At 71.9% G+C, this 20,269-nt stretch carries 19 protein-coding genes; 17 read left to right on the forward strand and 2 right to left on the reverse strand.

The window, feature by feature from the left end:
* The first annotated feature begins 62 nt into the window (after positions 1–62).
* The 4 genes from DV20_RS22420 (at position 63) to DV20_RS22435 (ending at position 6,395) form a co-directional block, all read left to right on the forward strand.
* Complete coding sequence (locus DV20_RS22420) at positions 63–908, forward strand: sulfurtransferase (protein ID WP_043783365.1); 846 nt, start codon at positions 63–65, stop codon at positions 906–908.
* 482 nt (positions 909–1,390) lie between these two features.
* Positions 1,391–2,560: an acetoin utilization protein AcuC gene (locus DV20_RS22425; protein WP_043783366.1), complete on the forward strand. Its 1,170-nt coding sequence runs from the start codon at positions 1,391–1,393 to the stop codon at positions 2,558–2,560.
* Between the two features lie 2 nt (positions 2,561–2,562).
* The gene (locus DV20_RS22430; RefSeq protein ID WP_043783367.1) at positions 2,563–5,244 is read left to right on the forward strand and encodes a bifunctional acetate--CoA ligase family protein/GNAT family N-acetyltransferase; all 2,682 of its coding nucleotides are present in this window, start codon (positions 2,563–2,565) and stop codon (positions 5,242–5,244) included.
* Positions 5,245–5,246: 2 nt separating this feature from the next.
* Complete coding sequence (locus DV20_RS22435; RefSeq protein WP_043783368.1) at positions 5,247–6,395, forward strand: serine hydrolase domain-containing protein; 1,149 nt, start codon at positions 5,247–5,249, stop codon at positions 6,393–6,395.
* Here the strand turns inward: DV20_RS22435 and DV20_RS22440 are convergent.
* The gene (locus DV20_RS22440) at positions 6,362–7,444 is read right to left on the reverse strand and encodes an acyl-CoA dehydrogenase family protein (RefSeq protein WP_051736090.1); all 1,083 of its coding nucleotides are present in this window, start codon (positions 7,442–7,444) and stop codon (positions 6,362–6,364) included. The genes DV20_RS22435 and DV20_RS22440 overlap by 34 nt on opposite strands.
* A gap of 22 nt (positions 7,445–7,466) precedes the next feature.
* Positions 7,467–8,630 (reverse strand): acyl-CoA dehydrogenase family protein, encoded by a 1,164-nt coding sequence (locus DV20_RS22445; protein WP_043783369.1) that lies wholly within the window; start codon positions 8,628–8,630, stop codon positions 7,467–7,469.
* Between the two features lie 103 nt (positions 8,631–8,733).
* Between DV20_RS22445 and DV20_RS22450 the strand changes: the two genes are divergently transcribed.
* From DV20_RS22450 to DV20_RS22510, 13 genes are all read left to right on the forward strand, one after another.
* Positions 8,734–8,925, forward strand: coding sequence for a ferredoxin (locus tag DV20_RS22450; RefSeq protein WP_043783370.1), 192 nt, complete (start codon positions 8,734–8,736; stop codon positions 8,923–8,925).
* An 83-nt stretch (positions 8,926–9,008) separates the two neighbouring features.
* Complete coding sequence (locus tag DV20_RS22455; RefSeq protein WP_043783371.1) at positions 9,009–9,866, forward strand: 3-oxoacyl-ACP reductase; 858 nt, start codon at positions 9,009–9,011, stop codon at positions 9,864–9,866.
* Entirely contained in the window at positions 9,863–10,621 is a 759-nt protein-coding gene (locus DV20_RS22460; RefSeq protein ID WP_043783372.1) for a glucose 1-dehydrogenase, read from the forward strand. The genes DV20_RS22455 and DV20_RS22460 overlap by 4 nt, the downstream gene beginning before the upstream one ends.
* Positions 10,622–10,720: 99 nt before the next feature.
* A complete protein-coding gene (locus DV20_RS22465; protein WP_013224299.1) occupies positions 10,721–11,509 on the forward strand; it encodes an MlaE family ABC transporter permease in 789 nt (262 codons plus the stop codon).
* Positions 11,509–12,357 (forward strand): MlaE family ABC transporter permease, encoded by an 849-nt coding sequence (locus DV20_RS22470; RefSeq protein ID WP_043783373.1) that lies wholly within the window; start codon positions 11,509–11,511, stop codon positions 12,355–12,357. Before DV20_RS22465 ends, DV20_RS22470 begins: the two co-directional genes overlap by 1 nt.
* Positions 12,354–13,676, forward strand: coding sequence for an MCE family protein (locus DV20_RS22475; protein WP_043783374.1), 1,323 nt, complete (start codon positions 12,354–12,356; stop codon positions 13,674–13,676). The genes DV20_RS22470 and DV20_RS22475 overlap by 4 nt, the downstream gene beginning before the upstream one ends.
* Positions 13,673–14,710 carry an MCE family protein gene (locus tag DV20_RS22480; protein WP_043783376.1) on the forward strand — a complete coding sequence of 346 codons (1,038 nt, stop codon included), beginning with the start codon at positions 13,673–13,675 and terminating at the stop codon, positions 14,708–14,710. The genes DV20_RS22475 and DV20_RS22480 overlap by 4 nt, the downstream gene beginning before the upstream one ends.
* Positions 14,707–15,738, forward strand: coding sequence for an MCE family protein (locus DV20_RS22485; protein WP_043783378.1), 1,032 nt, complete (start codon positions 14,707–14,709; stop codon positions 15,736–15,738). The genes DV20_RS22480 and DV20_RS22485 overlap by 4 nt, the downstream gene beginning before the upstream one ends.
* Positions 15,735–16,928, forward strand: a complete 1,194-nt coding sequence (locus DV20_RS22490; protein ID WP_043783379.1) for an MCE family protein — start codon at positions 15,735–15,737, stop codon at positions 16,926–16,928. Before DV20_RS22485 ends, DV20_RS22490 begins: the two co-directional genes overlap by 4 nt.
* Positions 16,925–18,079, forward strand: a complete 1,155-nt coding sequence (locus DV20_RS22495; protein ID WP_043783381.1) for an MCE family protein — start codon at positions 16,925–16,927, stop codon at positions 18,077–18,079. Before DV20_RS22490 ends, DV20_RS22495 begins: the two co-directional genes overlap by 4 nt.
* The gene (locus DV20_RS22500; protein WP_043783383.1) at positions 18,076–19,308 is read left to right on the forward strand and encodes an MCE family protein; all 1,233 of its coding nucleotides are present in this window, start codon (positions 18,076–18,078) and stop codon (positions 19,306–19,308) included. Before DV20_RS22495 ends, DV20_RS22500 begins: the two co-directional genes overlap by 4 nt.
* The gene (locus tag DV20_RS22505) at positions 19,305–19,787 is read left to right on the forward strand and encodes a hypothetical protein (protein ID WP_043783385.1); all 483 of its coding nucleotides are present in this window, start codon (positions 19,305–19,307) and stop codon (positions 19,785–19,787) included. The genes DV20_RS22500 and DV20_RS22505 overlap by 4 nt, the downstream gene beginning before the upstream one ends.
* Entirely contained in the window at positions 19,784–20,266 is a 483-nt protein-coding gene (locus tag DV20_RS22510; protein ID WP_043783388.1) for a hypothetical protein, read from the forward strand. Before DV20_RS22505 ends, DV20_RS22510 begins: the two co-directional genes overlap by 4 nt.
* Positions 20,267–20,269: the final 3 nt, after the last annotated feature.

The following is a 20,269-nucleotide window of genomic DNA, read 5'->3' on the forward strand; positions in this document are numbered from 1 at the left end:
CGGTGGGGGATATGTCCGCACCCCGGCGCGGCCGGGCGGGTGGCCGCTGGAAGATGGGAGGCATGCGTCCGCTGATCAGCACCACCGACCTCGCCGCCGCGCTGGCCGCCCCGGCCGGGGCCCGCCCCGTGGTCCTCGACGTCCGCTGGCGGCTCGCCGGTCCGCCCGGCGCCGAGTCCTACCGCGAGGGACACGTGCCCGGAGCGGTGTTCACCGACCTCGACAGCGTGCTCGCCGGCCGTCCGGGCGAGGGCGGCCGCCACCCCCTGCCCGACCCGGCCGACCTGCAGCGCGACCTGCGCGCGGCCGGCGTGCGCGAGGGCGTCCCGGTGGTGGCCTACGACGACGCGGACGGCTCGGTGGCGGCGCGGGCGTGGTGGCTCCTGCGCTGGGCGGGCCACGACGAGGTGGCGGTCCTCGACGGCGGTTACGCGGCGTGGACGGCCGAGGGCCACCCGGTGAGCACGGAGGAGACGCACCCGGAGCCGGGCGACATCACGGTCCGCCCGGGAGGCATGCCGGTGCTCGACGCGGACGAGGCGGCCGCCCTGGCCCGCGACGGCCTGCTCCTCGACGCCCGCGCGACCCCGCGCTACGCGGGCGAGACGGAGCCGGTGGACCCCCGGGCAGGCCACATCCCGGGAGCGGTGAACGCCCCGTTCGCGGCCCACACCGGCGCCGACGGCCGCTGGCGAGCCCCGGCCGAGTTGGCGGAGAGGTTCGCGAGCCTGGGCCTGCGCCCGGGCGAGCCGGTGGGCGCGTACTGCGGCTCGGGCGTGACGGCGAGCTCGGTGGTCCTGGCCCTGGAGCTGGCGGGCCACCCGGGAGCGGGCCTGTACGCGGGCTCGTGGTCCCACTGGTCCCGAGACCCGAACCGCCCCGCGGCGACCGGCACCCTCCCGGGCTGAGCCGAGCCGGCCGGGGAGAGATGGCCGGGGAGAGATGGCCCGGCCGCGCCGAGCCACGGTCACGCCGACCAGCTGAGCCGCCTGGGCTTGGGCGAGCCCGGCGATGCCACCCAGCCGAGCCGGTCCGCGCCCGCTCCACCGGCTGCCTGCGCCTCGGCGCCACGCGCGCTGGGCCACGCCCGCCCCAGCTATGCCGGCCACACCCGACCGGGCGGGGGCACGGCTCGCGCGGCCGGGTCAGCCCGCGCCCCGGGTGGGGCGCCTCGCTCGGCTGAGCCAGTCCCGCGCCCCGGGTGTGGAGCGGCTCGCTCGGCCGGGCTACCCCGCGCCCCGGCGCGGGGCACCGCGCTCGGCCGGACCAGCCCGCACCCCCGGCGAGGCACCCGGCGCCCCGCCGGGCCGAGCCGTATCCCCGGCCCCGCACCCACCCGAGCCACTTTCGACTCCACGCGTCCGGCCGATCGGCACTAGAGTCGGACGGTATGTCGCCGGCCGTTGTTTGGGACCGTGCCCTGCTGGGCTATGACCTGGGTGCGGATCACCCCTTCAATCCCGTCCGGCTGGAACTCACCGTCCGGCTGGCCACCGAGCTCGGCGTGCTCCGGGACGTCGAACTGCTCGTCCCGACCGGGGCCGGGGACGAAGAACTCCTCCGGGTCCACGCCCCCGAATACCTCGCCGCCGTGCGGGATGCGCCGCTGGTCGGGTGGGATGTCGGGCACGGGCTCGGGACCGCCGACAACCCCGTCTTCTCCGACATGCACGACGCCTCCGCCCTCGTCGTCGGATCCACCTTGCTCGCCGCGCGGAAGGTCGCCGAGGGCGAGGCGAAACGGGCCGTCAACATCGCCGGGGGGCTGCACCACGCCATGCGCGACCAGGCCGCCGGCTTCTGCGTCTACAACGACTGCGCCGTCGCCATCTCGTGGCTGCTCGACCACGGCTTCGACCGCATCGCCTACATCGACACCGACGTCCACCACGGCGACGGCGTGCAGGCGGCCTTCTACGACGACCCGCGCGTCCTCACCATCTCGATGCACCAGCACCCCTTCACGCTCTGGCCCGGCACCGGCTACTCCGCCGAGACCGGCCGCGGGAAGGCCGACGGCACCTCCGTGAACGTCCCGCTGCCGCCGCGCACGCGGGATCCCGGGTGGCTGCGGGCCTTCCACGCCGTCGTCCCGTCCCTGCTCGCCGATTTCGAGCCGCAGCTGCTGTTCACCCAGTGCGGTGTCGACTCGCACGAAGAAGACCCGCTGGCCGACCTGTCGCTGTCGGTCGACGGGCACCGCACCATCTACGCCACCCTGCGCGACCTCGCCGAGACCTACGCCGGCGGGAAGTGGATCGCCGTCGGTGGTGGGGGCTACCAGCTGATCCGGGTCGTTCCCCGCTCCTGGACGCACCTGATCGCCACCGTCCTCGACCGGGACGTCGACCCGGCGACGCCGCTGCCGGCCGGCTGGATCTCGACCGTGAGCCGGGCCGCGCCGCACGCCGAGCTCCCGCAGACCATGACCGACGACCGCGACACGGAGTTCAAGCCGTGGGGCGACGGCGAGGACGACCCGGTGGACATCGCCGTCCGGGACACGCGCCGCGCCGTCTTCCCGCTGCACGGCCTCGACCCGGACGACCCCAGGGACTGACCATGGCCGGACGGGACCCCTTCGACTACCCCCGCGACTGGGAGGCCGACGTCGTGCTGTCCGACGGCGGCACCGTCCACCTGCGCCCGATCGTGCCCACCGACGCCGACGGCCTGGTGGCCTTCCACGCGAAGCTCTCCGAGCGCACCCGCTACTTCCGCTACTTCGGCGCCTACCCGCGGATCCCGGAACGGGACCTCAAGCGCTTCTCCACGGTCGACCACCACGACCGGGTCGCGTTCGCCGCCTTCCTGGGCGACGACATCGTGGCCGTCGGCCGGTACGAACGGCTCGACCACGGGCCGTCGGCCGAGGTCGCCTTCGTCGTCAGCGACGCCCACCAGGGCCGCGGGCTCGGCTCGATCCTGCTGGAGCACCTCGCCGCGGCCGCGTCCGAATGCGGGCTGCGCCGGTTCGTCGCCGAGGTGCTCGCCGAGAACTCCGCCATGGTGCGCGTCTTCCGCGACGCCGGCTACCAGGTCAGCCGCGAGATCGAGGAAGGCGTGCTGCACCTGGAGTTCGACATCGACCCGACCGAGGAGTCCCTCGCCGTCGCGCGCTCGCGGGAGCAGGCGGCCGAGGCGCGCAGCGTGCACAACCTGCTGCACCCGTCCTCGGTCGCGGTGATCGGCGCCTCCGCCGAGCCGGGCAAGGTCGGCCACGTCGCCTTCGTGAACCTCCTGGCCGCCGCGTTCACCGGCACCGTCTACCCGGTCAACCCGGAGCACCGGGCCATCCGGGGCGTCCGCGCGTACCCGTCGGTGCTGGACATCCCGGACCCGGTCGACCTGGCCGTCGTCGCGGTGCCCGCCGAGGCCGTCGAGTCCGTTTTGGACGCTTGCCTGGCCAAGGGCGTCAAAACCCTGCTGATCCTCTCCAGCGGGTTCGCCGAAGCCGGCCCGCACGGCCTGCACGCCGAGCTGCGGCTGGTCGGGGAGGCGCGGGCGCACGGCATGCGCGTGGTCGGCCCGAACGCCCTCGGCGTGCTGAACACCGCGCCCGGGATCCGCCTGAACGCCACCCTCGCGCCGCGGCTGCCCGGCCGCGGGCGCACCGGCTTCTTCTGCCAGTCCGGCGCGCTCGGCACCGCGATCCTCGCCGACGCCGAGGCACGCGGCCTCGGCCTGTCGACGTTCGTCTCGGCCGGCAACCGCGCGGACGTCTCGGGCAACGACCTGCTCCAGTACTGGGAAACCGACCCGGACACCGACCTGGTGCTGCTGTACCTTGAGTCCTTCGGCAACCCGCGCAAGTTCGCGCGGCTGGCCCGCCGCCTCGCCCGCACGAAGCCCGTGGTCGCGGTCAAGTCCGGGCGGCACGCGGTCCGCCCGCAGCTGGCGGCGACGTCGACGGAGATCGACGAGGCCAGCGTCCAGGCGCTGTTCGAGCACGCCGGGGTCGTCCGGGTGGAGTCGCTGGCGCAGCTGTTCGACACCGCGCTCGTGTTCGCCCACCAGCCGCTGCCCGCCGGGCCGCGGGTGGCCATCGTCGGCAACTCCAGCGCGATCGGGCTGCTGGCCGCCGACACCGCGCGGATGCAGGGCCTGCGGCTGGCCTCGGACCCGGTGGACGTCGGCCCGCAGGCCGGGCCGGAGGAGTTCGCCAAGGCGGTCCGCGAGGCCCTCACCTCGCCGGACACCGACGCGCTCGTCGTCGTGTTCGCGCCGCCGATCGCCATCCCCGGCACCGCGTACGCCCGCGCTCTGCGGGAGACCGTGGTCGAACTGGGGCAGCGCAAGCCGATCGTCTCGACGTTCCTCGCCGCCGAAGGGGTCCCGGACGAACTGGCCGTGCTGTCCGGCGACGGCGTGCCGACGCGGGGCTCGATCCCGTCGTACCCGAGCCCCGAACGCGCGGTGAACGCGCTGGCCCGGGTCGTCCGGTACGCGGCGTGGCGGCAACGCCCGCAGGGCACGCTGGTGCGGCCCGCGGGCATCCACACCGAGCAGGCGCAGGGCATCGTGCGCGAGTTCCTCGAAGCCGACAGCGGCAAGACGACCTTGCTCTCGGACGCCGAAGTCGTGCGGCTGCTGGACTGCTACGGCATCGACGTCGTCCCCTTCCGCATCGTGTCCACTGTGGACGCGGCTGTCGCGGCGGCGGCCGAGCTGGGCTACCCGGTGACGCTCAAGGCGGTCGACGAGCGGCTGCGCGGACGGCCCGACCTGGCCGGCGTCCGCCTCGACCTGGCCTCCGAGGACTCGGTGCGCCGGGCTTACGAGACGTTGCGCGAGGTCTCCGGCGACGACGAGGTGTACGTCCAGCGGATGGCGCCCAAGGGCCTGTCGTGCGTGATCGGGCTGCAGGACGACCCGTCGTTCGGCACGCTCGTCTCCTTCGGGCTGTCCGGGCTGGTCAGCACGCTGCTCGGCGACCGCGCCTACCGGGCGGTGCCGCTCACCGACGTCGACGCCGCGACCCTGCTGCGCGAGCCGCGGACGTCGCCGCTGCTCACCGGCTACCGCGGCGACGAGCCCGCCGACCTCGCCGCGCTGCAGGACATGGTGCTGCGCGTGGCCGCGCTGGCCGAGGACAACCCGGAGGTGCGGTCGCTGGTGCTGGACCCGATCCTGGCCTCGCCGGACGGCGCCTTCGTCGCCAACGCCCGCCTGGTGCTGGGCGCCCCGCCGTCCCGGCCCGACACCGGCCCGCGCCGGCTGCGGGCGATCAACCCCCAGGACTGAGCATGCCGTCGCTGACCGGGCTGCTGACCCGGCACACCGGTGACCTGCCGGGCGCGGTGGCCCTGGTCGCCCGCGGCGAGCAGGTCGAAGCCGCGGTCGCCGGCTCGGCCGACGCCGAGGGCAGGGTGCCGATGGCGCGGGACTCGCTGTTCCGCATCGGGTCGCTCACCAAGCCGATCACCGCCGCGGCCGTCCTGCTGCTCGTCGACGACGGCGCACTCGCCCTGGCCGACCCGGTCGCGCGGTGGCTCCCGGAACTGGCGTCGCCGGTGGTCGTCCGGACGCCTTCGGGGCCGGTCGACGACGTCGTGCCGGCCGTCCGCCCGATCACGGTCGCCGACCTGCTCACCTTCCGCTGCGGGTACGGCCTCGCCGCCGACATGACGCTGCCCGCGGCCGACCTGCTGCGGCAGGTGCTGGGCCGCCCGGCGGCGTCGCCGCGGGCGCCGGCGCCCGACGAGTGGCTGGCGGCGCTGGCGCAGGTGCCGCTGCTGCACCAGCCGGGAGAAGCGTGGCTCTACGACACCGCCTCGGACCTCCAGGGCGTGCTGATCGCGCGGGTCGCCGGCCGTCCGCTGCCGGAATTCCTGGCGGAGCGGCTGTTCGAGCCGCTCGGCATGGCCGACACCGGGTTCACCGTGCCGACCGCGGCGCTCGGCCGGTTCACCAGCGCCTACCGCCACGGCGAGGAGGGGCTGCGGCTGATCGACTCGCCGGAGGGCCGGTGGAGCGCCTCGCCGCCGTTCCCGTCCGGAGCCGGCGGGCTGGTCTCGACGGCCGACGACCTGCTGGCGTTCGCCCGGTTCCTGCGCGACGAGGGCACGGCGGGCGGCCACCGCCTGCTGACGCCGGAGTCGGTCCACCGGATGACGACCGATCACCTGACGCCGGCCCAGCGCGAGGCGGCCCGGCCGTTCCTGCACGGCCAGGGCTGGGGATACGGCGGATCGGTGGACGTCGACGCGAAGCAACCCTGGGAGGTCCCGGGCCGCTACGGCTGGACCGGCGGGGGAACGGTCCTGCACCTGGTCCCGGCGACGGGCACGATCTCCGTCCTGCTCACCCAGGTCGAGCCGACCAGCCCCGAGCCCACCCCGCTGATGAAGGAGTTCTGGACCTACGCGGCGGGCGGCGCCGGCGGACCTGGGTAATCCCGAGTGGCCGAGGTCGGGCCCGCGAGGAGGTCGCCGAGGGTGAGGAGCTGGGGAGTCGCGGAGCCGAGCTCGAACTCCAGGCGCTTCGCCGCCGTGAAGTAGCGGTGCACCACGTGGTCGACGTCGATGCCGACGCCGCCGTGGACGTGCACGGCCGTGTGGGCCACCCGGTGGCCCGCCTCCGCCGCCCAGAACTTCGCCGTCGCCACGGCTTCGGCAGCCGAGGCGGCCGGGACGGCGGGGTCGGCGGTCAGCTGCCAGGCCGCCTGGAGCGTCGTCAGGCGGACCGCTTCGACGTCGAGGTAAGCGTCCGCCAGGCGCTGGCGGACCGCCTGGAACCCGCCGATCACGTGGTCGAACTGCTTCCGCTCGGCCGCGTACGCCGCGGTCAGCTCCAGCGCCCGCTCGACCACGCCGAGCTGCTGCGCGCACACCCCGACCGTCCCGCGCAGGCGCAGCCACTCGCCGATGTCGCCCAGCGGTACCCCCGGCACTTCGGACAGCGAAAGCAGCGCGGCGTCCGCGTGGTCGGTCGCCTGCTGCGGCCGCACCGACACCCCCGCCGCGGCCGCGTCCACCAGGAACACCTCGCCGGACGCCGCCACCAGGAACCCGTGGGCGAACGCGCCGAACGGCACCGCGGTCCGAGCCCCGGAGACGCGGCCGTCCGAAGCGGTGAACCCGGACAGCGCCACCGCCAGCACGCGCTCGCCGCGCAGGACCGGCAGCACCCAGCGCTCGACGAGCTCCGGCGTGCCGAACTCCGCCAGCGCCGACGCCGCCATCGTGATCGACGACAGGTACGGGACCGCCGCCACCGCGCGGCCGATCTCGGTCAGCACCGCGCACTGCTCCAGCAGGCCGTACCCGCCGCCGCCGAGCGACGACGGCAGGGCCGCGTCCAGCACGCCCGCCTGGCCGAGCGCCGTCCACGAGACCGTGTCGAAGCCGCCGGTGCCGTGCGGGTCGTGGGTGGCCTTGTCGGCCAGCAGCCGCCGGGTCAGCGCGGCGAGGTCGGCCGACGCTTCGGAAGGGGTGAAGTCCATCTTTTCTCCTGACTGAGTGCTCCTAGCGCGTGACGGGCAGGCCGAGTGCGGTCGCGGCGATCATGTCCCGCTGGATCTCGTTGGTGCCGCCGCCGAAGGTGAGGATCAGCGCCGACCGGTGCAGGCGCTCGATCCGCCCGGCCAGCAGCGCGCCCGGCGAGCCTTCGCGGACGACGGCGGCCGCGCCGAGCACCTCCATCAGCAGCCGGTAGGCCTCGATCGCGAACTCCGTGCCGAACACCTTCGTCGCCGACGCCTCCGCCGGGCCGAGCTCGCTGGCCGCGGCCGCCCAGGCGATCCGCCAGTTCCGCAGCTTCAGGTACTCCGCGCCCGCGTGCACCCGCGCCAGGTTCAGCCGCACCCATTCGTGCTCGGTGGCGCCGGTCTCCTTCGCCCACGCCAGCACGTCGGCGAGGGCCTTGCGGATCGGCGCCGACGACGTCAGCGCGACGCGCTCGTGGTTGAGCTGGTTGGTGATCAGCGGCCAGCCCGCGTTCTCCTCCGCGACGCGCGCCGACACCGGCACGCGCACGCCGTCGTAATAAGTCGCGCTCGTCCCGGCGCCGGCGACCGTGTGCACCTTGGTCCAGGAAAAACCGGGAGACGACGTCGGCACGATGAGGATCGACAGCCCGCGGTGCTTCTTCGCGTCCGGGTCGGTCCGGACCGCGAGCCAGACGTAGTCGGCGTACTCGATCAGGCTGGTCCACATCTTCTGGCCGGTGACGACGTACTCGTCGCCGTCGCGTTCGGCGCGCGTCCGCAGTGACGCCAGGTCGGTGCCGGCCTCCGGCTCGGAGTAGCCGATCGAGAAGTGCAGCTCGCCGGCGGCGATCTTCGGCAGGTAGAACGCCTTCTGCTCTTCGGTGCCGTAGCGCATGATCGTCGGGCCGACGGTGTTCACCGTCAGGAACGGGACCGGCACCCCGGCGACCGCCGCTTCGTCGGTGAAGACGAGCTGGTCGAGCATCGACCGGTCCTGCCCGCCGTACTCCTTCGGCCAGCCCAGCGCGAGCCAGCCGTCCTTGCCCAGCTGCCGCACGATCTCCTTGTACGCCAGGCCATCGCCGTATTCGCCGCCGCCCGAGCGGAGGCCCGCGCGCCGCTCCGGCGTCATCAGCTCGGCGAAGTACTCCCGAAGCTCCGCGGCCAGCGCGCGCTGCTGGAGCGTGTAATCGATCCGCACCCGTCACCTCCACCCGGTCCGGCTCGTTGTGGTGCCGTACCGGCTCCCGGCGTTACAGTAGAACCTGTTCTAGTTGTACCAGGGCTCGAGTGGCGGAGGAAGCATGGAGATCGGCGTCGACCGGCTGCTGTGCGAGGCGAACGCGGTGTGCGTGGGGCTCGCCCCGGACGTCTTCGACCTCGACGACGAGGAAGAACTGGTGATCCAGCCGGGCCCGGTGCCGGACGATGAGGTAGAACGCGTTACCAGCGCGATCAAAGGATGCCCGAAGAATGCCCTGTTCATCACGGGTTAGCACCGTTTACTCAGGGGCTTGCCTTGAACGAGAACAAATTCTAATGTAGGCGCCACATCCAGGACTCGACGAGGAGGTCCGCGGTGAGCTTGACCGGCAGGACAGCGATCGTAACCGGCGCCGCCGCGGGGCTGGGCCGGGCCGAAGCGCTCGCGCTCGCCGCCCAGGGTGCCACCGTCGTCGTCAACGACATCGGCGAGCCGAAGGACGTCGTGGCCGAGATCGAAGCGGCCGGCGGCAAGGCCGTCGCGGTCGCCGGCGACGTCGGCGACCGCGCCACGGCCGACGCGCTCACCGAGGCCGCGCTCGACCTCGGCGGGCTCGACATCGTGGTCAACAACGCGGGCGTGCTGCGCGACAAGATGCTGTTCTCGATGTCCGACGACGACTGGGACACCGTGCTGCGCGTGCACCTGCGCGGCCACTTCCTGTTGTCCCGCAACGCCGCGAAGCACTGGCGCGACCAATCCAAAACGGACGGCGCGCCGGTGTACGGGCGGCTGGTCAACACCGCGTCCGAGGCGTTCCTCATCGGCTCGCCGGGCCAGCCCAACTACGCCGCGGCGAAGGCGGGCATCACCGCGCTCACCATGTCGGCCGCCCGGAGCCTGGCCAAGTACGGCGTCCGCGCCAACGCGATCTGCCCTCGCGCGCGGACGGCGATGACCGAGGGCGTGTTCGGCGCCGCCCCTGCCGAAGGCGCCGATCCGCTCTCGGTCGAGCACGTCGCCCCCTTCGTCGCCTACCTCGCCTCCCCGGCGGCCGAGCACGTCAACGGCCAGGTGTTCGTCGTGCACGGCGGCACGGTCGCGCTGGTCGAGCCGCCGAGGATCGAGCAGCGCTGGAAGCTCGACGAGCTCGAGACGTCCTTCACCACCTTCTTCGCCGACCGCGACCCCGGCCGGATGTTCGCCGCCACCGAGATCCTGGGAGAGTCATGAGGCTGGACGGGAAGATCGCCCTGATCACCGGCGCCGCGCGCGGGCAGGGCGAGGCCGCCGCGCGCGCGTTCGTCGCCGAAGGCGCGAAGGTGGTGATCGCCGACATCCTCGACGACGAGGGCAAGCAGCTGGCCGCCGACCTCGGCGAGCAAGCCGTCTACCAGCACCTCGACGTCGGCGACGAGGACGGCTGGGCGGCCGCGGTCGAGCGCGCGACCACCGAGTTCGGCCACCCGAACGTGCTGGTCAACAACGCGGGCATCCTGCACTTCTCGGAGCTCGGGCAGACGACGCTGGCCGATTACGAGCGCGTGATCCGGGTGAACCAGATCGGGGCGTTTCTCGGCATGCGCTCGGTCGTTGAACCGATGACCGCCGCCGGCGGTGGCTCCATCGTCAACGTGTCCTCTGTGGAGGGTCTGGCCGGGATGCCCTACCTCGTCGCCTACACCGCGAGCAAGTTCGCGATCCGCGGCATGACCAAGGTCGCGGCGATGGAACTGGGCCGCAAGCACATCCGCGTCAACTCGGTGCACCCCGGCGCGATCGACACCAAGATGGTCGAGACGGCGGCGGGCGGGCAGAAAGTCGACATGTCGTACGTCGGGAAGAAGGTCGCCCTGAAGCGGGTGGGGCAACCCGAGGACATCGCCAAGCTGGTGTTGTTCCTGGCCAGCGACGAGAGCGCGTACTGCACGGGTGCGGAGTTCGTGGCGGACGGCGGCGCCACGGCGACGCACGCCCTCAACTTCTGACGGAGAACTGCCGAAGGATTCAGTGAACACCGCTAACGAAAAGCGGTCACCGGGTGTGGAGAAGACTCGGAGGGCGACGGCGAGCTACGGGGAGGTGTGGTGAGCGGAGGCACGGGCACGCTCCCGGGAACCGCGGCCCTGACCCAGGTCGGGCGCCTGGCGACGCTGTCCTGGGAAGTCCTGCGCGCGATCTTCAAGCGCCCCTTCCAGGCCCGCGAGTGGATCCAGCAGTGCTGGTTCTTCGCCAGCGTGACCATCCTCCCGACCGCGCTGGTCGCCATCCCGTTCGGCGCGGTCATCGCCCTGCAGCTCGGCTCGCTCACCGCCCAGATCGGCGCCCAGTCGTTCACCGGCGCGGCCAGCGCCCTGGCCATCGTGCAGCAGGCCAGCCCGCTGATCACCGCGCTGCTGGTCGCGGGCGCCGGCGGCAGCGCGGTCTGCGCCGACATCGGCGCGCGCAAGATCCGCGAAGAGATCGACGCCATGGAGGTCCTCGGCGTCAACCCGATCCAGCGCCTGATCGTGCCCCGGGTACTCGCCGCGATGGTCGTTTCGGTGCTGTTGAACGGCTTGGTCAGCGTGGTCGGCGTGCTGGGCGGCTACTTCTTCAACGTCGTGCTCCAAGGCGGCACGCCCGGCGCCTACCTGGCCAGCTTCAACGCCCTCGCGCAGGTGCCGGACCTGTGGGTCAGCGAGATCAAGGCGCTGCTCTACGGCTTCGTCGCCGGGGTGGTCGCCGCCTTCCGCGGGCTGAACCCGGCTGGCGGGCCGAAGGGCGTCGGCGACGCCGTCAACCAGGCCGTCGTCATCACGTTCCTGCTGCTGTTCCTGATCAACGTCGTGCTCACCGCGATCTACCTGCGGATCGTCCCGCCGAAGGCGATGTGATGACCGCCGAACCCGTGGACGCCGACCGGACGCTCGAGTACCTCGCGCGCCCGGGGCAGAGCCTGGAGGGGCTCGGCAAGCAGCTGGCGTTCGCCGCGAAAGCGCTCGCCTGGTCGCCGCGCACGATCCGCCGCTACAGCCGGGAAACCCTGCGGCTGCTCACCGAGGTCTGCTTCGGCACCGGCGGGCTCGCCGTCATCGGCGGCACGCTCGGCGTGATGATCGGGATGACGCTGTTCACCGGCCTCATCGTCGGCCTGCAGGGCTATTCGGCGTTGAACCAGCTCGGCACGGCCGCGCTCACCGGGTTCATCTCCGCCTACTTCAACACCCGCGAGGTCGCGCCCCTGTCGGCCGGGCTCGCGCTGAGCGCGACCGTCGGCTGCGGCTTCACCGCCCAGCTCGGCGCGATGCGCATCTCCGAGGAGATCGACGCGCTCGAAGTCATGGGCGTGCCGAGCATGCCGTACCTGGTGACGACCCGGGTGCTCGCCGGCGTCGCCGCGGTGATCCCGCTGTACGCGGTCGGCCTGCTGTCGAGCTACCTCGCGTCCCGGCAGATCACCATCTGGCTCTACGGGCAGTCCGCGGGCACCTACGACCACTACTTCACGCTGTTCCTGCCCCCCGGCGACGTCCTCTGGTCGTTCGGGAAGGTGATCGTGTTCAGCGCGCTCGTGATCCTGTCCCACTGCTACTACGGCTTCCACGCCAGCGGCGGCCCGGCCGGCGTCGGCGTCGCCGTGGGCCGCGCGGTGCGGACGTCGATCGTGCTGATCTCGGTGCTGGACTTCTTCTTGTCCCTGGCGATCTGGGGCGCGAACACCACGGTGAGGATCTCGGGATGAGGCGCGAGCTCTGGCAGCGGCTCCGGTACCAGGTGCTGGGGCTCGTCTTCCTGCTCGTCGCCGCCCTGTTCATCGCGCTCACCCTCGCCGTCTACCACAAGGCGTTCACGCCGGTGACCCTCGTGAAGCTGGAGACCGACCGCGTCGGCAGCCAGCTGCGGACCGGCGGCGACGTCAAGGTCCGCGGCATGCTCGTCGGCGAAGTCCGGTCGGTGCTGGCCAAGGGCGACCACGCCGAGCTGGAGCTGGCCCTCGACCCGGACAAGACGCACGTCATCCCGAAGAACGTCGCCGCGCGGCTGCTGCCGAAAACCCTGTTCGGCGAGCGGTACGTCGCCCTGCAGCTGCCGGAGCGCAAGGATCGGCCGATCGAAGCGGGTGACGTCATCCCGCAGGACCGCAGCAGCGCGGCGATCGAACTGCAGAAAGTCCTCGACGACGTGATGCCGCTGCTGCAGGCCGTCCAGCCGGAGAAGCTGTCGAGCACCCTCACCGCGGTGGCGACCGCGCTCGACGGACGCGGCAAGCAGCTCGGGGAGACCCTGGCCGGGCTGTCGGACTACCTCGGCAAGCTCAACCCGTCGCTGCCGGACGTCAAGGCCGACATCACCGGCCTCTCGAACGTCGCGGACACCTACGACAAGGCGGCGCCGGACCTGCTGCAGGCGCTGTCGGACCTGACGACGACGAGCCGGACGATCGTCGACCAGCGCGCGCACCTGGCCGACCTCTACGCCACCGTCACCGCGGCTTCGGTGGACCTCACGAGTTTCCTGCGGGTCAACAAGGACAACCTGATCCGGCTCACCACGGCGATCCAGCCGACGCTGGACGTGCTCGCGAAGTACGCGCCCGAGTACCCGTGCCTGCTGCGGCAGCTCGCCGAGTCCGTGCCGCGGGCGGAGCTGGCGTTCGGCAAGGGCACCGCGCACCCCGAGGTCAGCCGGGTCACCATCGAGTTCGCCGCCAGCCGCGGCAAGTACCTCCCCGGCGTCGACGAGCCCCAGTACGAAGACAAGCGCGGGCCGCGCTGCTACCCGACGGTCCCGAAGCCCGGCGTGTGGCCGCAGTACCCGCCGGACGGCGCCATCCGGGACGGCTCCAGCAAGCCCCCGCCGCCGAAGTACCCGCCCGAAGAGCTGCCCGCCGGGGGTGGCGCCGTGGGCGGGGACGGCACGATCGTCGGCTCGGCCTACGAGAACGACCTGATCGGCCTGCTCGCGTCGCCCGCGCTCGGCACCTCGCCCGGGAACGTGCCCGGCTGGGCGGGCCTGCTCGTCGGGCCGCTCTACCGCGGGGCGGAGGTGGAGCTCAAATGAGGAGTATCGCCGGATCCCTGCTCAAGCTCGGGGTGTTCGCCGTCGTCACGGTGCTGCTCACCGGGATTCTCGCGGCCACCATCGCGAACACCAACTTCGGCGTGACATCCGGGTACCTGGCGAAGTTCACCGACGCGTCCGGGCTCAAGGAAGGTGACGACGTCCGCATCGCCGGCGTCAAGGTGGGCCAGGTCGACACGATCGACGTGGTCGAGGGGGAGCGGAACCTCGCCGAGGTCCGGTTCGACGTCGAGCACACCTACCGGCTGCCGGAGACGGTGACCGCGACGATCAAGTACCGCAACCTCGTCGGGCAGCGCTACCTCGCGCTCGGCACCGACGTCCCCGGTGACAAGGCACTGCCCGAGGGCGGCACCATCCCGCCGGAGCGCACGAAACCCGCGCTGAACCTCACCGTGCTGTTCAACGGCTTCAAGCCGCTGTTCAAGGCGCTGAGCCCGCAGGACGTCAACCAGCTCTCGGCCGAGATCATCAGCGTCTTCCAGGGCGAGGGCGGCACGATCACCAGCCTGCTGCGGCACACCGCCTCGCTGACGTCGGCGATCGCGAGCAAGGACCAGGTGATCGGCCAGGTCATCGCCAACCTCAACACCGTCCTCGGCACGGTCAACGCCCACGGCGCCCAGCTCGGCGACCTCGTCGAGCAGACCCAGAAGCTCGTCAGCGGCCTGGCCGAGCAGCGCAGGCCGATCGGCGACGCGGTCAGCGCGCTCGGCGACCTCGCGGTGTCGACCACCGGGCTCCTGGCCGACGCGCGCCCGGTGCTCAAGGACGACGTCGCCCGGCTCGGCGTGCTGTCGCAGAACCTCGGCGACTCCGGCGAGCTGCTCAACCACCTGCTCGAGGTGCTGCCGGGCAACCTGCAAAAGTTCACCCGGACCCTGAGCTACGGCAGCTGGTTCAACTACTACCTGTGCGGGATCACCGGCACCATCGGCATTTCCTCGCTCGACATCACCCTGCCGATCATCCCGATCCCCGGCACGCAGCGCGCGGAGAGGTGTGGTCCGTGAAGCCGCTGAAGGAACGCAACCAGGCCGCGGTGGGCGCGGTCGCGCTCGTGCTGATCGTGCTCGTCACGGCCACGACGTACTTCTCCGACCAGCTCCCGTTCTTCGGCAACGGCACGACATACTCGGCGTACTTCGGCGAGTCCGCCGGGCTGGCGCCGGACAACGAGGTCGAGGTCGCCGGCGTCAAGGTCGGCACGGTGTCGTCGGTGAAGCTGGCGGGCAAGCAGGTCCTGGTGAAGTTCCGGGTCAAGGGCGTCCGGGTCGGCGACGCGACGACGGCGTCCATCGAGATCAAGACGCTGCTGGGGGAGAAGTACCTCGCGCTCGACCCGAAGGGCGGCGGCGCGCAGGAACCGGATTCGACCATCCCGCAGGCCCGCACGCGCACGCCGTTCCAGCTGCAGGACGCCTTCGAGCAGCTGTCGACGACGGTCGGCGACATCGACACGAACCAGCTCGCGGCCAGCTTCAACGCGCTCTCGAACAGCCTCAAGGACAGCCCGCAGTACCTGAAGGACACTCTGAACGGCCTGTCGTCGCTGGCCCGCACGGTGTCGTCCCGTGACGCGGACCTGCACACGCTGCTGGCCAACACCAGCCAGGTCTCGAAGACGCTGTCCGATCGCAACGCCCAGCTGCAGCGCGTGATCAGCGACGGCAACCTGCTGCTCACCGAGCTGCAGAACCGGAAACAGGCGATCAACGCGCTGCTCACCGGCACCCAGCAGCTTTCGGCGCAGCTGACCGGGCTCGTCCAGGACAACCGCGACCAGCTGAAGCCGACACTGGAGAAGCTCGGGAAGGTGACCGACATCCTGCAGCGCAACCAGGGCAACCTCGACAAGAGCCTGCAGCTGATGGCGCCGTTCGCGCGGGTCGGCGCCAACGCCACCGGCAACGGCCGCTGGTTCGAGGGCTACCTGTGCGGGCTGCTGCCGCCGACGATCACCGTGGGCGGGCTGCACATCAACCCCGAAGGCTGCACCCCGCCGATCGCGGCGCCGAACCAGGGGGTGGGTGGCCGATGACGATCCACACCGCCCGCGGCCGCAGCCTGGTGACGTGGCTGGCGTTCGCGTGCATCCTCGCGCTGATCGTCACCGCGGGCCTGTACCTGGTGTTCCGGTCTTCGAACGGCACCAAGCTGTCCGCGTACTTCGGCAAGACCGTCGGGCTGTACGCCGGTTCGTCGGTGCGGGTGCTCGGCGTGCCGGTCGGCGAGGTCACCGACGTCACGCCCGAGGGTGACGCGGTCCGCGTGGACATGCGGGTCGACGACGTGCCGCTGCCGGCCGACGTCGGCGCGGTCGTCGTCGCGCCGAGCCTGGTCAGCGACCGGTACGTCCAGCTGACCCCGGCCTACGACAGCGGCCCGGTGCTCGCCTCGGGGACGGTTCTCGCGAAGAACCGCACGGCGACTCCGGTCGAGCTGGACGACCTGTACTCGAGCCTCGACAAGCTGTCGACGGCGCTGGGCCCGAACGGCGCCAACTCCGACGGCGCGCTGTCCGGCGTCCTCGACACCGCGGCGAACACGCTGAAGGGCAACGGCGCTTCGCTGAACTCGACCGTCGGACAGCTGGCCGAGCTCGCCAAAACCCTCGACGGCTCGAAGGACGACCTGTTCTCGACCGTGCAGAACTTGAACTCCTTCACCGGCGCCCTGGCCCAGAGCGACCAGCAGCTCAACGAGTTCTACGGGCGCGTCGCCGACGTCAGCCGGTTCCTCGCCGCGGACTCCGACGACGTCGGGACCGCGCTGCAGTCCCTGGGCGGAGCGCTCGGGGACGTCCAGCAGTTCGTCAACGACAACAAGGCGGTGCTGGAGTCCAACGTGGACAAGCTGGCGTCGTTGTCGAAGGTCCTCGTCGACCAGCGCGCCGCGCTCGCCGAGGTGCTCGACATCGCGCCGACCGGCGCCACGAACTTCATCAACTCCTACGACGCCGCGTCGGGCACCATCGCCGTCCGCGACAACCTCAACGAACTGACCAACCCGCCGATCCTCACCGTGTGCCGCCTGATCAGCTCGTTCACCCCGAAGGAAGTCCCGGACACCCTCGGCGGCATCTGCAAGCAGCTGGCCCCCATCCTGGACGGCGCGCTGAAGCTGCCGACCATCCCGCAGGTGCTCAACTCCCTGCAGAACGGCACGCTGCCGCCGTTGCCGCTCCCGCTCGTCGACGTGATGGAACAGCTGTCGGGCGGTGCGAAGTGAAGGGACGCAGGCGGATCGCCGGCGCGCTGGCCGGGGTGCTCGTGCTGGCCGGGTGCAGCGACGGCGGGTTCAACGGCCTCTACGGCACGCCGCTGCCGGGCGGCGCCGACGTCGGCGACCACCCGTACCACGTCACCGCGCTGTTCACCGACGTGCTCGACCTGGTGCCGCAGTCCAGCGTCAAGGTGAACGACGTCGCCGTCGGACGGGTCGACAAGATCACCCTGACCCCGGACACGCGGTCGGCGCTGGTCGTGATGACCGTCAACGGCGACATCGCGCTGCCCGCGAACGCCCGTGCCGAGCTGAAGCAGTCTTCGCTCCTGGGGGAGAAGTTCGTCGAGCTGGGCGTGCCCACCGCCGAACCCGCGTCGGGGAAGCTCGCCGACGGCGGGCAGATCCCGCTCGGGCGCACCAACCGCAACCCCGAGGTCGAGGAGGTGCTCGGCGCGCTGTCGCTGCTGCTCAACGGCGGCGGCGTCGAGCAGATCCAGAAGATCAGCCACGAGCTCAACGACGCGCTGTCGGGCAACGAACCCGAAATCCGCGCGCTGCTGTCCCGGGTGGACGAACTGGCCACCCAGCTCGACGGGCACAAGGCCGAAATCCTCCGCGCGATCGACGGGCTCGCGAAGCTGTCGCACACCTTGACGGGCCAAACGCAGAACCTGACCACCGCGCTCGGCGACCTCGCTCCGGGCCTGAAGGTCGTCACCGACCAGCGCGACCAGCTGGTGGGCATGCTGAACGCGCTCAACACCCTGTCCGGGGTCGCGGTGGAGACCGTGACGAAGAGCCGCGACCAGCTCGTCGCGAACCTCAAAGCCCTGCAGCCGACGCTGACGAAGCTCGGCGAGGCCGGCCAGAACCTGCCGAACGCGTTGCAGATCCTGCTGACCTACCCGTTCCCGGACTACGCGGGCAACGTGATCAAGGGCGACTACGCGAACGTCGAGGCGAACGTCAACCTCGACCTGGACGTGCTGATCTCGAACTTCACGAACTCGTCGCAGCCGCCGATCGCGCTGCCTTCCGGGCCGTCTGCCGCCGCCGCGCCGCCCCTGCCGCTGCCCGACCTGGGTTCGGTTCCGCCGGCGGCCGGTCCCGGCCTGCTGGGCGGGCTGCTCGGCCTGATCGGGAGCGGCCGGTGACCCGCAAGATCCGGATCCAGCTGTTCGCGTTCGTGGTCATCGCGGTGGTTTCGGTCGTCTACGCCGGCGGTCGGTACGCCGGGCTGGACCGGCTGTTCGGCAACCGCGGTTACGTCGTCACCGCGCAGCTGACCGACTCCGGCGGCATCTTCGTCAACTCCGAAGTCGCCTACCGCGGGGTGACGGTCGGGCGGGTGACGTCGATGACGCTGACCGAGCACGGCGTCGACGTCGCCCTCGACATCGACGCGGGCGCGCCCGACATCCCGGCCGACGCGCACGCGCAGGTGGCGAACCGGTCGGCGGTGGGGGAGCAGTTCGTGGATCTCCTCCCCCAGCACAACGGCGGCCCGTTCCTGAAGGACGGCTCGGTGATCACGGCGGACCGGACGTCGCTGCCGCCTTCGCCGGACACCGTGCTCTCGCACCTGGACGACCTCGTGGCGAGCGTGCACCCGGAGTCGCTGCGGACGGTCGTCGACGAGACGTACAACGCGTTCGCGGGGGCGGGACCGGAACTGCAGCAGCTGCTGGACAGCACGGGATCGCTGACGGCGGTGGCCGCGCAGTACGTGCCGCAGACGCAGGGGCTGCTGGCCAACTCGCGGATCGTCCTCGGCACCCAGGACCGGCAGGCGGCGAACATCACGGACTTCGCGGCCGGCCTTCGCACGATCGCCGGCCGGCTCAAGAAGTCCGACCCGGACCTGCGGCGGGTGATCGCGGAGGCGCCGCGGCTGAGCCGGCAGATCAGCGACGTGCTGGCCGCGTCCGGCACCGACCTGGGCGTGCTGTTCGCCAATCTGCTGACCACGGCGCAGATCACGACGTCCCGGAAGGACTCGATCGAGGAGCTGCTGGTCGCGTACCCGATCATTTCGGCGTTCTCCCCGTCGACGTCCCCGGACGGCACGGGACACCTGGGCGTGGTGTTCAACTTCTTCGACCCGGCTTCGTGCACGAAGGGCTACGAGGGGACGAAGCAGCGTCCGGCGAACGATGAGACCGAGGCCCCGGTGAACATGAACGCCTACTGCGCCGAGCCGCCGGGCAGCCCGACCGGGGTGCGCGGGGCGCAGAACGCGCCCTACGCGGGGAAGCCGCCCGCGATCCCGGCGGTACCTCAGCAGCAAGCCGCCTCTTCTTCGCCCGCGCAGCTGCCGGGGATGCTGAGCTTGCTCACGGGGCCGTCCGCGGGTGGTCTCGGCCGGCTGCTGGGTGCGCCGTGACGCAGCGGTTGCTGGTCGTGCTGGCCGTGCTCTCCGTGCTGGCGGCCGCGTTCTCGGGCTGGTCCTGGTGGCGCGCGGCATCGGATGATGCCTCGGCTCGCGGCCGTTCGCGTGATGCGGTGCTCGCCGCGGCGGGCCCTTCTCTGGTCACGCTGAACACGATCGACTACCGCACGGCGGCGGCGGACGTCGACCGCTGGATCGCGGCGACGACGGGCCAGTACGGAAAGGACCTGTCGGGCGACCGCCAGCTCCAGATCGACCGAGCGGTGACGGCACGCACGGTGTCCACGGCATCCCTGGTCCAGGCGGCGGTGACGGAGATTTCCCCGGACTCGGCGCGTTTGCTGGCGGTCTTGGATGTCCGGGTCTCGACGGGTGGTGCCCCCGCCGCTCCTCGGATGAGCCGGTTGACCGTGGACGTGTCCCGGTCCCCATCCGGCTGGAAGATCAGCGGCGTCCAGGCGGCGGGCTCATGACCCGGGTGCTGGTCCTGGTGGTGGCGCTCGCCCTGGGCTGCACGGCGTGGTTCGGCATCGAAGCAGCATCGCTGTCCCCGGGCGACAACCGGGCGCTCGTCGACCTCTCGGCGACGTCGGACGTTTCCTCTTCGGTGAGCGACGCGGTCAAGGCGGTGTTCTCGTACGACTACGCGAACTTGCCCCGCACCGAGCGGGCGGCCGCGGAGGTCCTGACCGGAGATGCGGTCCGGCAGTACCAGGCCCAGTTCGCCGCGGCCCGCACGCGGGCGTCGGCGGAGAAGCTGACCCGGACGACCACGGTCCGGGCGATCGGGGTCCGGTCGTTGCGGGGGGACTCCGCGGATCTGCTCCTGTTCCTGGACCAGCAGACGGTGGCTCAGGGCGGGGGAGTACCGGCGTCATCGGTGGCCCAGCTGGCCGTGACCGCCAAGCGGGTGGACGGGCGTTGGAAGCTGGCGTCGTTGACGGCGCTTTGATCA

It is taken from the genome of Amycolatopsis rifamycinica (assembly GCF_000695625.1).
Classification (GTDB): Bacteria; Actinomycetota; Actinomycetes; order Mycobacteriales; family Pseudonocardiaceae; genus Amycolatopsis; species Amycolatopsis rifamycinica.

Coding starts and splice junctions, on each gene's coding strand:
- DV20_RS22420 (WP_043783365.1), top strand. CDS start 63: ATGCGTCCGCTGATCAGCACCACCGACCTCGCCGCCGCGCTGGCCGCC.
- DV20_RS22425 (WP_043783366.1), top strand. CDS start 1,391: ATGTCGCCGGCCGTTGTTTGGGACCGTGCCCTGCTGGGCTATGACCTG.
- DV20_RS22430 (WP_043783367.1), top strand. CDS start 2,563: ATGGCCGGACGGGACCCCTTCGACTACCCCCGCGACTGGGAGGCCGAC.
- DV20_RS22435 (WP_043783368.1), top strand. CDS start 5,247: ATGCCGTCGCTGACCGGGCTGCTGACCCGGCACACCGGTGACCTGCCG.
- DV20_RS22440 (WP_051736090.1), bottom strand. CDS start 7,444: ATGGACTTCACCCCTTCCGAAGCGTCGGCCGACCTCGCCGCGCTGACC.
- DV20_RS22450 (WP_043783370.1), top strand. CDS start 8,734: ATGGAGATCGGCGTCGACCGGCTGCTGTGCGAGGCGAACGCGGTGTGC.
- DV20_RS22460 (WP_043783372.1), top strand. CDS start 9,863: ATGAGGCTGGACGGGAAGATCGCCCTGATCACCGGCGCCGCGCGCGGG.
- DV20_RS22470 (WP_043783373.1), top strand. CDS start 11,509: ATGACCGCCGAACCCGTGGACGCCGACCGGACGCTCGAGTACCTCGCG.
- DV20_RS22475 (WP_043783374.1), top strand. CDS start 12,354: ATGAGGCGCGAGCTCTGGCAGCGGCTCCGGTACCAGGTGCTGGGGCTC.
- DV20_RS22480 (WP_043783376.1), top strand. CDS start 13,673: ATGAGGAGTATCGCCGGATCCCTGCTCAAGCTCGGGGTGTTCGCCGTC.
- DV20_RS22490 (WP_043783379.1), top strand. CDS start 15,735: ATGACGATCCACACCGCCCGCGGCCGCAGCCTGGTGACGTGGCTGGCG.
- DV20_RS22510 (WP_043783388.1), top strand. CDS start 19,784: ATGACCCGGGTGCTGGTCCTGGTGGTGGCGCTCGCCCTGGGCTGCACG.